The organism is Rhodococcus opacus B4 (assembly GCF_000010805.1).
Classification (GTDB): Bacteria; Actinomycetota; Actinomycetes; order Mycobacteriales; family Mycobacteriaceae; genus Rhodococcus_F; species Rhodococcus_F opacus_C.
Genome location: NC_012522.1, coordinates 1,019,172 through 1,032,689 on the forward strand (window position 1 = coordinate 1,019,172; position 13,518 = coordinate 1,032,689).

A 13,518-nucleotide genomic window follows, 5' to 3' on the forward strand; every position below is an offset into this window, starting at 1 on the left:
ATGACTCCGCTGATCGCTGTCGCACACGGCAGTCGCGACCCCCGCAGTGCGCGGGTGGTGGCGGCTGCCGTGTCGGCGCTCCGGGAGCGGCGCCCGGATCTCGACGTCCGGTTGTGCTTCCTCGACCTCAACGCGCCGTCCGTGGACCAGGTGATCGACGCGGTCGCCGCCGAAGGGCATTCCTCCGCCGTGGTCGTGCCGATGCTGCTGGGCAGCGCGTTCCACGCCCGCGTCGACCTTCCGGCTCTTCTGGACGCCGCCCGCCTCCGTCATCCCCACCTGCACGTCCGGCAGGCCGACGTCCTCGGGCACGATGCCCGGCTGGTCGAGGCCGTCCGTGACCGGATCGGCGAGGCCGTCGGTTCGACCGGCGAGTCCGGACTCGGGATCGTCCTCGCCGCGGTCGGTTCGTCCGACCCGGCAGCCAACGACCACACCCGTGCGCTGGCCGGGGCGGTCGTCGCGGGCACCGAGTGGTCGGGTGCGGTCAGCTGCTTCGCCACGGCGGCGGAACCGTCGGTGCAGCAGGCGATCTCGACGTTGCGGCACAAAGGCGCCGAGCGCATCGTGATCGCACCGTGGTTCCTCGCACCGGGACTGCTCACGGACCGGCTGAGCCGCGCCGCGGAATCCTGCGGGCCCGGCATCACCTACGCGGCCACCATCGGACCCCATCCCCGGCTGCTCGACGTCATGCTCGACCGCTACTCGCAGACGCACGCGGAACTGCGGCGCTACCGCGCACTGTCGGCCTGATCGCGTCGATCACCGCACGCCCGGCGTCCGGGTTCCCGACCGCAATCCGCACGTCACCACTGGGATACGTGCGCGCGTGGATGCCGGCACGGGCGAGTGTGTCACCGACTCCCGCCCCGGGGAGGTACAGGAAGTTGGCGTGACTGCGCGGGACCGGCATTCCCGCCGCCCTCAACGTGCGCCACAGTTTCTCGCGTTCGGCGACGATCGCGGACACCCGGGTGCAGAGTTCGCGTTCGGCGGAATACGACGCCGTGACCGCGGGAACGGCGGCGCTCCCCATCCCGAACGGGAGTTTCAGCGCGCGAATCCTCCGGGCCAGAGCCGCAGCCGCGAAGCCGTACCCGATTCGCAATCCGGCGAGTCCGTAGGCCTTGGAGAACGTACGCAGGAACACGACGTTCGGATGTTCGGCGACGATGCGGTGCGCGTCCAGGACCAGTCGGTTCTCGACGAACTCCACGTACGCCTCGTCGAGAACGACGACCACCCGCTCCGGCACCCGGCGGAGGAAGTCCGCCAGTTCGGCGGCGGCAACGAGGGTCCCGGTGGGGTTGTGCGGGCGGCACACGACGACGAGCCGGGTGCGGTCGTCGATCACGGCCGCCATCGCGGTCAGATCCTGCCCGCCGTCCGGGAGGATCGGCACCGGCACCGCGTCGAGGGCCGCGATCCGCGCGAGGATCGGGTACCCGTCGAATGTCGGGGCGGTGAACACGATCCGCTCCCCCGGCCCGGCGACGGCGTGCATGATCTGCAGGGCGACGCCGGTGGCGCCTGCCCCGACCACCACCTGATCGGGTTCGAGTCCTCCGTGATCCGCGATGATCTCGATCAGCCGGTCGGGCAGAAACTCCGGATACCGGTGCGCCTGTCGCATGACACCGTCGAGCGCGGTGAGCACGGAGGGCAGCGGCGCGAAGGGGTTCTCGCTCAGCGCGAGATCGAATCGCACGCCGGGTCGCGCGATGGTCGGCGCCGTCATCTCACACCCCCGCCGGGGCGGCGCCCCACCGGATCGCCCCGGCCCCGGCGAAGTCGCCCGCGTGCGCGAAGGCCGACATCATCACCAGCGAACCGTTCGGGATCCGGCCCGCCCGGTTCTCGATGTCCAGGGTGACGGGAATCGCGGCGCCGAACAGGTTCCCGCATTCCTCGAACGTATCGGGGTGTCGTTCCGCCGGAAGCTCGAGTGCGTCCCGCCAATTGCGCAGGAACAGCCGGTTGGGCTGGTTGGTGACCAGGGTGTCGATCTCGTCCGGGGTGATGCCGACCTGCTTGCACACCGCGAGCGCCACCTCGGGGACGAGCCGGTTCCCGCGGGCGAAGACCTTCGCGATCTTCGATTCGGTGAACCCGATGTGCAATTGGCCGCTTCCCGCCTCCCAGTACTTGCGCGGCGGATCGACGGCGGCCGTCGTGTCCCCGGCGAACTCGGGGTAGGTCCGGCATTCGAGCCCGAGCACCGGCGCGACCTCCGATTTCACGAGCAGGCACGCGCCCGCGCCGTCCCCCGGCACCGCCGACTGTGCCAGCACGCGCACGTCCGGCTGCGTGAAGATCTGGCCCGCACTGTTCTGCACCGCCACGATCAGGGCGGTCGACGCATCGCTGGTCTGCATGATCTGACGCGCCAGCTTGATCATGTAGACGAACGACGCGCAGCCGCCGTTGTGCAGGTCCACCACCCACTCCGGGGTGATCCCCATTCGGCGCGCGAGTTCTCCGCCGGTGCCGAGGACCGGGACATCGGGCAACTGGGTGTGGGTGATGAGGATGTCCACGTTGGAGACGAGTTCGGAGCCGTTCCGTTCGATCAGCGGGGCGACCGCGCGTTCGGCCATGTCGACGGCGTTCTCGTCGCTCGCGATGTGGTGGCGGAATTTGGGCGCCCGGAACATGATGTTCTCGGCGAGCCGGTCGGAGGCAGCGAATTGGGCGAAGTAGTCTGCTCCCACCCGGTTCTCGGGCAGGTAGCCGGCGATGTCGATCAGGCTGACGGTGTCCATGTCTCACTCACTCATCCAGGTCGGGGTCACGGGCAGGCCGTTCGCCCATCGGTATTCGCAGATCGCCTTGAGATTGCTCATCTCGAGCTGGTGTCCGGCGGCGAACATCTCCCAGAAGTCACCCACCCACGGAACCCGGTCCGCGGGAGCGCTCTCGGGGTACGGATTCTGGTCGTAGAAGGGGTGGTGACAGTTGGTCCACAGCACGACGGATCCGTCGACGTCCAGGACCGTGCGCGCGTCCACCACCCGCATCAGGTACACCATCCACAGGTGTTTTCCCTGGTCCCAGGCGCAGTGGTAATCGACGGTCCTCGCGGCGGGATGTGCCACGGTGCGCGTGTAGATTTCGGTCGTGTCGCCGAGGCGGTCGTACGCGAGCCACAACCCGGGTTCTCCGGCCGGGGTGAATCCCCGCAAGCTGTACGTCCATTCCTCGAGGCTCCGGGTGTGCGCGAGGTAGCGGAACACCTCGTCCGGCGGACAGTCGATGTAGTCCTGGACGGTGCAGTACTTTCCGAACACCTGGTCGTGCGGGTACACCGACCTCAGCATGTCCATGATGATCGGTGTCGTCGCGTGGCGGTCGGAGGTCTAGATGCGGACGAGGCCGGGCAGGTCGGCGGGAAGGTCGGGCAGCGGTGCGATCTCGTGGGCGGTCATCGGCGTGCTCCTTCTCGGGTTTCGGTTTTCTGGGCGGCGCCTCGTGCGGGCAGGAACGGCAGGAACGGCGGTAGTTCGTCTGCGTCGCAGACGACTTCGATGACGGCGGGGCCCGTCGACGCCGCCGTGGACCGCAGGGCGTGGGCCAGGTCGGCGGTCGTGTCGACCGTGTGGCATGGCAGCCCGGGGAGCAGTGCGCCGACTCCGGCCGCGATGCGGGCGGGACGAAACCGGCTGTAGGTGTAGGCGCCCTCGAAGTACACCTGTTCGCGCGTGAGGCACATCGCGTGGGCGTTGTTGTTGAACACGACGAACGTGACCGGTACGGCGTATTCGACGGCCGTGTGGATTTCGAGTCCGTGCGCGTAGAACGCGCCGTCGCCGGCGATCACGAACGTGCGGCGACCCCGCGAGAACGCGGACCCGATCGCGGCGCCGAACGTGTAGCCCATCCCGCCCATTCCCAGCGCCACGACGAACCGGCCTCCGGTCGAGACCGGAAGGTGGTGCACCACAGCGGCGCCCGTGTTCCCGGCGTCCGCGAACACGTCGGCGCCGTCGGGCATCGCCGCGGCGAGCGCCGTCACCGCGTCCGTGTAGCGCATGCCCGACGTGTCGGGGCGAGGTACGTCGATCAGAGTCGGATCGCCGGGCACGAGGGGTACCGGTGACGCCGGCGGTCCGATCTCCGTGACGAGCCGGCGCAGCGTCGCCCGCAGATCCCGGGTCGGCACGTGCCGCGCCTGCACATACGGCGTCGCCGACCCGACGCTGTACACGAGCGTCTTCTCCAGCGCGGCGTCGAGGCCTCCCCGTGCCATCACCGGCAGTCGGGTGCCGACGAGCAGGCAGAGATCGCAATCCCGCAGTGCGTCGATCACATCCGGGTTCCCCATTGCGCCGGTGATCCCGAGGCGTCCCGGGGCCGCCGGGTCGAGCACGTCCTTCGCGTCGGGCGTGACGGCGATCCGGGCCCCGAGCACGTGCGCGAGTTCGGCGAGTTCCCCTCGCGCGCCCGCCCGCGCGACCTCGTCGCCGGCGATGACGGTGATACGGCCGTAGTCGTCGCGCAGGGGCCTCGGCGAGCCGCGCCACGTCCGTGGAAGCAGCGTGCGGCGCGGCCGGGTCCGTTCGGTGCGGTTCCGGGAACTCGCCGATCGCCTGCTGAATGTCCTTCGGCAGCAGCAGTACCGCCGGTCCGCCGCGACGGGCCGCGGCAAGCGCCTCGGCCAGTCGGCGGTCGAGGTCGAGCGGCGATTCGACGCGCGCGCAGTACAGCGACACCTCGCCGAACAACCGGGACGCATCGATCGACCCCGCCAGCCCACTCGTGTCCTGGAACGCGCCCGCCCCTTCGAGCGACGTCGGCGGTTGCCCGATCAACGCCAGCAGCGGCACGCGGGACGCGAATGCCTCACCGAGCCCGGCAATCACATTGAGTGCGCCGCCGCCCGACGTCGCGGCGACCACACCTGTCCGGTTCGCGGTTCTGGCGTATCCGTCGGCCATGGTCGTCGCCGAGAACTCGTGTTTGGCGACGACACCTTCGACGTCCGGGGAGCGGTGCAGCGCGTCGTAGAGGTCCTCGATGTTCGCGCCTCCCACCCCGAAAACGTGCTCGACCCCCTCCGCGGCCAGTACCGCGACGATGTAGTCGGCGACACGCATGCTCCGACCGGTTTTCCGCGGCTCGTGATGTGTGAGATTCATCGGCAGACCCCCGTGTCGTGGATCGGACGGGGCGACCTGGAATCACCCACTGGAAATACACACGAACCACGTACCGGCCGGGTTCACCGGTGGCAGAACATTTTTCCACGGAACGGACGTGGCGAGAGAGACACGGCGGCCGAGCGTGCGGGGAGTACGGAAACCGGGCCGACTCCCTGCGACCTGTTCACAACGCCGTGCTCAGCAATACCTGATAGTCGTCCTCGGATCGCACGTCGATACTCGCGATCGCGTCGACGGGCAGGCTGGTGGTGGCCGTGGGCCGCACCGTCTGCCCGGCTTCCCCGGTCCAGGTGGCCACGGTGGTGGCCACTCCGGAGCGATCGGTCACGGTCAGCGCGTACCCCTCGGTGGCGGCCCCGTAGCGCCCGTCGCCGGGCCACGTGTCCTCGTAGGAGCACTCGACGAAGATCACCGTGCCGAAGGACGTCGACACGACGGACGCGCTCGCGGTGATCGTCGTCGGAACCACGGGTGCGAACACGGCCTCGGTGGTGTTCGCCCGGTCCGGGGCGGGCAGGGCCGTGACGGGAGCGGCCGGCGTCCGATCCTGGGTCGCCAGGACGCCGACGGGGACGGCCACCGCGATCACGGCGGCCGCCGCTGCGAGGGCCGTCGCCGCGCGCCGGTGCCGTCGGCGCTGCTGCACCGCGCCCACCAGCCCGGTCAGCACCCGTGGTGCGGGCGTCTCCTCGTCCACAGGCGCACCGTTCCCGGACAGCGTGCCGAACGCCTCTTCCGGTGTGATCAGGGCCAGCAGACCGGGCATGCCCGCCAATTCGGACACTGCCTGCGAGCATTGTGCGCAGTGGGTGAGGTGGGCCTCGTACTCGCGCCGATCGGCGCCGGACATCGCACCGAGCACGTAGGCGGCGTCCCAGCGGACGTAGGGATCCTCGTGCGACTCGAAGTCGTCGAGCGTCATCGGGTCACCCCCATTTCCTGCAGAGCCAATCGAAGGGCCCGCAATCCGTAATGCATGCGGGATTTCACCGTTCCCTCCGGAATGCCGAGTTCGTCGGCGATCTGGTGGGTCGACATCCCCCGGTAGTAGCCGAGCACGAGAACCGCACGATGGTCTGTGCTGAGCCGGGCCAGCGCATCCCCCATCATCCAGGCGTCGAGCGCGCCGTCCGAACCGTCCGGGGCCGCCCGTTCGGGTGTCGAACTCATCCCGACCTCACGCTGGGACCGGGCACTGCGGTGCTCGTCGAACACCAGGTTCCTGGCGACCGTGAACAACCACGCCCGAGCCGAAGACTCCGACTGGTCGAGCACGTTCGGATGCTTCCAGGCGCGCAGCAGCACCTCCTGCACGATGTCCTCGGCGCGGGCGCGGTCGCCGGTCAGCCGGAGGGCATACCGCCAGACTGCGGGGGCATGTTCCTCGTACAGGGCGTGCATGAGCTCCGTCTGGGCATCCGGCATCGGTCACCACCTCCCAGCAGTACACACGGTTCACCCGCGCCTCCGGTTCACCGCACCGCCGAGACGAAAGGAAACCCCAGGTTGAACCGGTCTCGGCGAGCGAAAACCCTTGGCCCGTACCTCAGGAGATGTTCAGTGCCACGGCGGCGTGCACGAGCGCCTGGAACGCGGTCTCGTCTACCGTGTCGCCCTCGTGGAAGTCGATGGCGCGCCGGGTGTTGCCGTCGAGACCGGAGTTGAACAGACCTGCCGGGTCGTCCAGCGAAGCGCCCTTCGCGAATGTCACCTTCACGGCGTTCTTGTACGTCTCACCGGTGCAGATCATTCCGGCGTGCGACCACACCGGGACCCCTCGCCACTTCCACTCCTCGACCACGTCGGGGTCGGCCTCCGTGACCAGCGCCCGGATCCGGGCAAGCATCTCGCCCCGCCAGTCCCCCAGCTCGTCGATGCGCGCATCGATCAGCTGCGAGGGAGAGTCTCCTCGTGCGTCCGAGCCGTTCGTCCGCTTCGCCATATGACCAGTCGCCCCCTCGGTTCGTCCTCACCGTCCGGTCCCTCGAGTATCCCCGCGGATCACGCCGATCACACCGAATACCGCGGGGGGATCCGCCGCCCGCCGATTTACCTCTGGCGCGCCGCCGCCGTCCTGGATCAAACTGGAATGGAGGTGAGGAGCACCCCCATGAGCACAGCACGGATTCGACGCGGCATCGTGGCAGGCATCGACGGTTCGGACGGCGCGCTGGAGGCGGCAGCGTGGGCTGCGTCCGCCGCGCGGCGCTTCGAGGAGCCGCTGCGCCTCGTCCACGTGTTACCGAAACATCCGAACTCCGGGCGCGGCGACGGTCACCCGGACGGCGAGGAGGTCCTCGAGGCCGCCGAACGCGCCGTCCGGAACGGGCAGCGGGACCTGGAGGTGGAACGCAGTACCCATCCCGGCCCTCCCGCCCATGCGCTGGTGGAACTGTCCAAGACGGCCCGAATGCTGGTACTCGGCCCCGCGGCCACCAGTGAGATGAAATCCGTCGTCGCCGGTTCCGACGTCGTTCGGGTGTCGAATCGAGCCGAGTGCCCCGTCGTCGTCTGGCGCGGGATCCAGGGCCACGAGGTCAGCGAGAGCCGCCCCGTCGTGGTCGGTGTGGACGGAAGCGAACTGAGCGACATGGCCGTTGCCCATGCGTTCGAGTTCGCGGCGTTCTTCGGCGTTCCTCTCGTCGCGGTCCATACGTGGGCCGAGCACTCCACCCTCGGTGCGTGGTATTCGGAGGAACGCCGCTTCACCGACTGGTCCGACCTGGTGCAGCACGAGGAGGCGTGGCTCGCCGAGAGTCTCGCCGGGTGGCGGGAGAAGTACCCCGACGTCGAGGTCACCCGCTGCCTCGAGCGCGGCGGGCCGATGAAGGTGCTCCTCGAATATTCCTTCGGTGCGCAACTGATCGCCGTCGGCAGTCACGGCAGAAATCCCTTCACCGCCTCGATCGTGGGTTCGACGAGTCAGAGCCTCATCCACCACGCCCGGTGCCCGGTTCTCATCTGCCGAAAAGGCTGACCGCGAATTTCGATCAGCCTGATTCATAGTCGCCCGTCGCGCCACAATTCCACCGGCGACGAGCACACCGCTTTCGACTGTCCGGAAACCGCCCTGAACTGGCGCTTTACCGTGCGCCGCGCGCCCTGAATTTCACCTGGTCATCGGCAGCGGAAATGCAAGTGTTTCGATCACGCTCATTCGATTTCCTCCCGATTTCGGCACCGAATTTCGCCCTTATAGTTTCCGGCATGTCGGAGCCACGCTCATATCTCGTCTGCGCGTCGCAGCGCAGTGGCAGCACACTGCTCGTCGAATCCCTTCGCGCCACGACCGTGGCAGGCAACCCGGAGGAGTTCTTCCAATACCTGCCGTCCACCAGCCGGTCACCGCAGCCACGGCAGTGGTTCGAGTCGGTCACCGACGAGACGGTGCTCTCCCTGCTCGCCCCGCTCGAACCGGGGACCGCCGACACCCGCACCGCGGAGCAGTGGCGCGATCAACTGCTCAACGTCGGGCGCACCCCCAACGGCGTGTGGGGCGGCAAGCTGATGTGGAACCAGGTGCCGCTCGTCCTCGACCGCGCCGCCGGACTCCCGGACCGGTCCGGCGACGACCTGCGGTCCGCGCTGGGCGACATCCTGGGCCGCGATCTGGTCTTCATCCACGTCTTCCGGCGTGACGTCGTCGCGCAGGCGGTGTCGATGTGGCGGGCGGTGCAGACCCAGGTCTGGCGCGACGATGCCACCCCGCCCACCCCGCACGACGGCGCCGAATACCACGCGGACGGCATCGCGCACCTCGTCGGCATCCTCCGCGATCAGGATGTGCAGTGGCGCAACTGGTTCGAGACGGAGGGACTCGACCACATCGACATCGGTTTCGACGATCTCGTCGCGGCCCCGCAGGCGACGGCGGCGAAGGTGCTCGTCGAACTCGGGCTCGACGCCGATCTCGCGCCCCCGCCGCCACTGAAGCAGCAGAGCGACGGCCGCTCCAGGGAATGGGCCCTGCGCTACCGGTCCGAGGCCGCCGCGAACGGGCTTCCGCTGTGACCGCCGTACCGTCCGCCGACCCGGACGCACACGTGGACGAACTCCGCGCGCTGGAGGCCGAGGCCGTGCACATCATCCGCGAGGTGGTCGCGGAACTCGCGCGACCGGTGCTGCTGTTCTCGGCGGGCAAGGACTCGATCGTGCTGCTGAGGCTGGCGGAGAAGGCGTTCCGGCCGTCCCCGTTGCCGTTTCCCGTCCTGCACGTCGACACCGGGCACAACTTCCCCGAGGTGATCGACTTCCGCGATCGCCGGCTCGCCGAGGACGGTCACCGGCTGATCGTCGCGTCGGTGCAGGAGTCGATCGACAGGGGCCGCGTCGCCGAGACGGGAGGTCCCGGCGCGTCCCGGAACCGGCTGCAGACCCGGACCCTGCTCGACGCCCTGGAGGAGCACCGCTTCGACGCCGCCTTCGGTGGCGCGCGCCGGGACGAGGAACGCGCCCGCGCGAAGGAGCGGGTGCTCAGCTTCCGCGACGAGTTCGGGCAGTGGGATCCGCGTTCGCAGCGCCCCGAGCCGTGGTCGCTGTACAACGGTCGGATTCGCCGCGGTGAGCAGGTCCGGGTGTTCCCGCTCAGCAACTGGACCGAACTCGACATCTGGCGCTACATCGAACTCGAGAAGCTCGCGCTGCCGTCGATTTACTTCGTTCACGAACGGCAGGTGTTCGAGCGCGACGGCATCCTGCTCGGACTGTCCGAGTACACACTGCCCACCGAAAACGAACTGGTGCAACGGCTCCGGGTGCGGTACCGCACGGTCGGGGACCTGACCATCACCGGCGCCGTGCGTTCGGACGCCGGCGACGTCGCCGGTGTGATCGAGGAGATCGCCGCGGCCACGGTCTCCGAACGCGGGGAAACCCGGGCCGACGACAGGACTTCCGTTGCCGCGATGGAAGACCGTAAGCGCGAGGGGTACTTCTGATGACCACCACCGGCCGGCCTCGCCAGTTGCTGCGACTCGCCACCGCGGGCAGCGTCGACGACGGGAAGAGCACCCTCATCGGCCGCCTCCTCCACGACACCGGAAGCCTGCCCACCGACCATCTCGAGGCGGTGACGAACGCCGACGGTGAGGCGGACCTCGCCGCCCTCTCCGACGGACTGCGGGCCGAACGCGAGCAGGGCATCACCATCGACGTCGCCTACCGTTTCTTCTCGACGCCGACCCGGAGTTTCGTCCTCGCCGACACACCGGGGCACGAGCGGTACACCCGCAACATGTTCACCGGCGCGTCGAACACCCACGTGGCCGTGCTGCTGGTGGACGCGCGCACCGGCGTGCTCCGGCAGACCCGGCGCCACGCCCGGATCGCCGACCTCCTGGGCGTTCCGCACCTGGTCGCGGTGGTCAACAAGATCGACCTCGTCGACTTCGACGAGACCCGGTTCAAGGAAGTCGAGTCCGAACTCGGCCTGCTCGCGCAGCGCCTCGGCGGCCGCGACCTCACGGTGATCCCGGTGTCCGCCACCCGCGGAGACAACGTGGTCACGCGGTCGGATTCGACACCCTGGTACGACGGGCCCACGCTCCTCGACCATCTCGAAGGGGTGGAACTCGCCGCGCCGTCGGCCGTCGCATCCGAACTGCGACTTCCCATCCAGTGGGTCGCGCGTCCCACGGACCACCAGCGGCGCCGCTACACCGGCCGGCTGTCGGCGGGCACCCTGTCCGTCGGGGACGAGGTGGTGGTGCTGCCCGCCGGTTCCCGCAGCACGGTCACCGCGCTCGACACCCTCGATCCGCACCGGGCCGTCGCGGTCGCGCCGCTGTCGGTGTCGTTCGAACTCGCCGACGACGTCGACGTCGCCCGCGGCGACCTCGTCGTCAGTGCGGCGGCCGAGGCGTCCGCACCCGTCCCGGCCCGCGAGATCGACGCGACCGTGTGCTGGCTGAGCGAGACCCCGCTGCGGGCGGGCGACCGGGTGGCGCTCAAGCACACCAGCCGCACGGTGCGCGCGACCGTGCAGGAGTTGCACACCCGGCTCGACCCGGAAACCCTCGAGGAACACGACTCCCCGAGCGAACTCGCCCTCAACGACATCGGCCGGATCACGCTCCGGACGAGCACCGTGGTGCTCGCCGACCCGTACGCCACCAATCGCGATGCCGGCGCGTTCATCCTCATCGACGAGCAGAGCAACGACACCGTCGGAGCCGGAACCGTCAGCGATGCAAGGGAAGTCGTTCCCGGCGAGCAGACCCGGCACGACATCAAGTGGCACCCCTCGTCGCTGGAGCGGGATCGGCGCTGGTCCGCCACCGGGCAGCGGGGCGCGACCATCTGGCTCACCGGGCTGCCCGCGTCCGGAAAGTCGACCGTCGCGGTCGCGCTCGAACGGGCGCTCGTCGACGCCGGCCGGACCGCCTACCTTCTCGACGGCGACAACGTCCGGCACGGCATCTCGGACGACCTGGGGTTCTCACCCGGTGACCGGGCCGAGAACATCCGCCGCGTCGGGCACCTCACCCGGTTGTTCGCCGACGCCGGGGTGGTCGCCGTCGCGTCGATGGTCTCGCCGCTCCGATCGGACCGTGCGATCGCCCGCGCCCTGAACGAGGCCGCCGCCCTGCCGTTCCTCGAAATCCACGTCAGCACGCCGGTCGAGGAGTGCGAGCGACGCGACCCCAAGGGGCTCTATGCCCGCGCGCGGGCAGGCGAACTCCGCGGCCTCACCGGGATCGATGCCCCGTACGAGGCGCCCGAGAACCCGGACCTCGCGTTCGACACCACCGGCGCCGACCTCGACGACCTCGTCGCGCGGATTCTCACCGAACTCACCCGGCACGAGGGGCTCGCCACCTAGCTCAGGGAGCGGAGCAGTGCCTCGTGGAGCGCGATCCGGTCGTCGAACACGCGTCGGCGCGGACCGTAGGCCTGGACCCGGTCGTGCCCACGGCCTGCGACCACCACCACGTCACCGGGGCCTGCGAGGGTGACCGCGGCCGCGATCGCCTCGGTGCGGTCGGGGACGACCAGCACGTCCGCGTTGCCGCCGCTGCGTGCTCCGCGCGCCACGTCCTCGCGCAGGCGCTGCGCGTCCTCCGAGTACGGGCTCTCGTCCGTGACGACGACGGCGTCGGCGAAACGGGCCGCCGTCGCGCCGAGCGGGGCCCGCTTGCCGGGGTCGCGCTCCCCCGTCGCCCCGACGACGGCGATGACCCGGCCCGCCGTCAGTGATCGGAGGTACGGAAACAGCCGTCGCTGCCCGGCAGTGTTGTGCATGTAGTCGACGAAGGCGAAAAACGGCTGACCCGCGTCCACGGCCTCCAGGCGTCCCGGGACGGTGTCGAGATCCTCGATCCCGGCGATCGCCGCGCCTGGGTCCACGCCCCGAACGACGAGGGCGGCGATCGCGGCGAGCGCGTTGTCCACCTGGTGCACGCCGAGCAACCGCAGCCGCACCGATATCCGGTCCCCGGCGCCGTGCAGCGTGAACGACGTGCCGCCCTCGTCCGCGTGCACGCCGGACGCGTGGATGTCGGCCGCCGTCGTCCTCGACGAGAACGTCAGCCGGGGCACGGTCACGGTGGCGGCGAGTCGGCGTCCGAATTCGTCGTCGATGCCGATGGCGGCCGCCGCGCAGTGCCGGGGGTCGAACAATCTGGCCTTCGCCGCGAAGTACGCGTCCATGTCCGGGTGGAAGTCCAGATGGTCGCGGGCGAGATTGGTGAACACCCCCACCCGGAAGGACGTCCCGTCGATCCGGTGCAGTGCGAGGCCGTGGCTCGACACCTCCATCGCGACCGCCCCGATCCGCTGTTCGGCGAATGCCGCGAGTGTCTGCTGGAGTTCGCACGCCTCGGGTGTCGTCCGGGTCGCGGACCGTGAACCGCCGGGTCCCCGGACCGTGATTCCCGTCATCATGCCTGCGACGGCCCCGGCCGCGCGCAGTCCCGCGTCCAGCAGATACACGGTGCTGGTCTTCCCGTTCGTCCCGGTCACCCCGTAGACGTCGAACGCCTCGGACGGATCGCCGTACATCCACGACGCCAGCGGACCGAGAATCCGGCGCGGATCGCCCACCACGATCGTCGGCAGAACGTCCGACGTGCGGTCGCTGAGCATCGCGACCGCACCGCGCGACGCGGCTTCGGCCGCGAATTCGATCCCGTGACGGTGCCGCCCCGGCAGCGCCGCGTACATGTCGCCGGCCCGGACGAGACGCGAATCCTGGTTGATCCCCGTCACCGCGGCGTCGCCCGGCCCGCAGAGGGTCGCCGACCGGCCGAGGCGGCGCAGCACCTCCGGCAGCGGCCTCGGCCGGATGAACCGCGGGCAGTCGACGCTCACCCTCCCAGTGCACCACCGGAGTGCAGGTCGCGGACACGGAACCGCCATC

The 13,518-nt window shown here is 69.7% G+C and carries 11 protein-coding genes and 2 pseudogenes; 5 read left to right on the forward strand and 8 right to left on the reverse strand.

The genetic code is table 11. The annotated features are described in order from the left end of the window. Complete coding sequence (locus ROP_RS04770) at positions 1-756, forward strand: sirohydrochlorin chelatase (RefSeq protein ID WP_012688209.1); 756 nt, start codon at positions 1-3, stop codon at positions 754-756. Here ROP_RS04770 and ROP_RS04775 read toward each other — a convergent pair. From ROP_RS04775 to ROP_RS04805, 7 genes and pseudogenes are all read right to left on the reverse strand, one after another. Then, positions 692-1,741, reverse strand: a complete 1,050-nt coding sequence (locus ROP_RS04775) for an aminotransferase class I/II-fold pyridoxal phosphate-dependent enzyme (RefSeq protein WP_012688210.1) — start codon at positions 1,739-1,741, stop codon at positions 692-694. The genes ROP_RS04770 and ROP_RS04775 overlap by 65 nt on opposite strands. A 1-nt stretch (position 1,742) precedes the next feature. Next, the gene (locus ROP_RS04780) at positions 1,743-2,765 is read right to left on the reverse strand and encodes a 3-oxoacyl-ACP synthase III family protein (RefSeq protein WP_012688211.1); all 1,023 of its coding nucleotides are present in this window, start codon (positions 2,763-2,765) and stop codon (positions 1,743-1,745) included. A 3-nt stretch (positions 2,766-2,768) separates the two neighbouring features. Beyond that, a pseudogene (locus ROP_RS04785) lies at positions 2,769-3,428 on the reverse strand (SRPBCC family protein). Then, a pseudogene (locus tag ROP_RS04790) lies at positions 3,425-5,138 on the reverse strand (thiamine pyrophosphate-binding protein). Before ROP_RS04790 ends, ROP_RS04785 begins: the two co-directional pseudogenes overlap by 4 nt. A gap of 187 nt (positions 5,139-5,325) precedes the next feature. Next, positions 5,326-6,084 (reverse strand): anti-sigma factor family protein, encoded by a 759-nt coding sequence (locus tag ROP_RS04795; RefSeq protein ID WP_012688215.1) that lies wholly within the window; start codon positions 6,082-6,084, stop codon positions 5,326-5,328. Beyond that, the gene (locus ROP_RS04800) at positions 6,081-6,587 is read right to left on the reverse strand and encodes a sigma-70 family RNA polymerase sigma factor (protein ID WP_012688216.1); all 507 of its coding nucleotides are present in this window, start codon (positions 6,585-6,587) and stop codon (positions 6,081-6,083) included. The genes ROP_RS04795 and ROP_RS04800 overlap by 4 nt, the downstream gene beginning before the upstream one ends. Before the next feature lie 121 nt (positions 6,588-6,708). Further along, positions 6,709-7,104: a DUF1801 domain-containing protein gene (locus ROP_RS04805; protein WP_012688217.1), complete on the reverse strand. Its 396-nt coding sequence runs from the start codon at positions 7,102-7,104 to the stop codon at positions 6,709-6,711. Between the two features lie 168 nt (positions 7,105-7,272). Between ROP_RS04805 and ROP_RS04810 the strand changes: the two genes are divergently transcribed. The 4 genes from ROP_RS04810 to cysC all read left to right on the forward strand — a co-directional run bounded on the left by ROP_RS04810 (position 7,273) and on the right by cysC (position 11,982). After that, positions 7,273-8,139, forward strand: coding sequence for a universal stress protein (locus ROP_RS04810; RefSeq protein WP_012688218.1), 867 nt, complete (start codon positions 7,273-7,275; stop codon positions 8,137-8,139). A 230-nt stretch (positions 8,140-8,369) separates the two neighbouring features. Beyond that, positions 8,370-9,173 carry a trehalose 2-sulfotransferase gene (gene stf0, locus ROP_RS04815; RefSeq protein WP_012688219.1) on the forward strand — a complete coding sequence of 268 codons (804 nt, stop codon included), beginning with the start codon at positions 8,370-8,372 and terminating at the stop codon, positions 9,171-9,173. Continuing rightward, the gene (gene cysD / locus ROP_RS04820; RefSeq protein ID WP_012688220.1) at positions 9,170-10,099 is read left to right on the forward strand and encodes a sulfate adenylyltransferase subunit CysD; all 930 of its coding nucleotides are present in this window, start codon (positions 9,170-9,172) and stop codon (positions 10,097-10,099) included. Before stf0 ends, cysD begins: the two co-directional genes overlap by 4 nt. After that, positions 10,099-11,982 (forward strand): adenylyl-sulfate kinase, encoded by a 1,884-nt coding sequence (cysC, locus tag ROP_RS04825; protein WP_012688221.1) that lies wholly within the window; start codon positions 10,099-10,101, stop codon positions 11,980-11,982. The genes cysD and cysC overlap by 1 nt, the downstream gene beginning before the upstream one ends. On the opposite strand, the gene ROP_RS04830 is transcribed toward cysC, so the two are convergent. Further along, positions 11,979-13,469: a UDP-N-acetylmuramoyl-L-alanyl-D-glutamate--2,6-diaminopimelate ligase gene (locus tag ROP_RS04830; protein WP_012688222.1), complete on the reverse strand. Its 1,491-nt coding sequence runs from the start codon at positions 13,467-13,469 to the stop codon at positions 11,979-11,981. The genes cysC and ROP_RS04830 overlap by 4 nt on opposite strands. Positions 13,470-13,518: the final 49 nt, after the last annotated feature.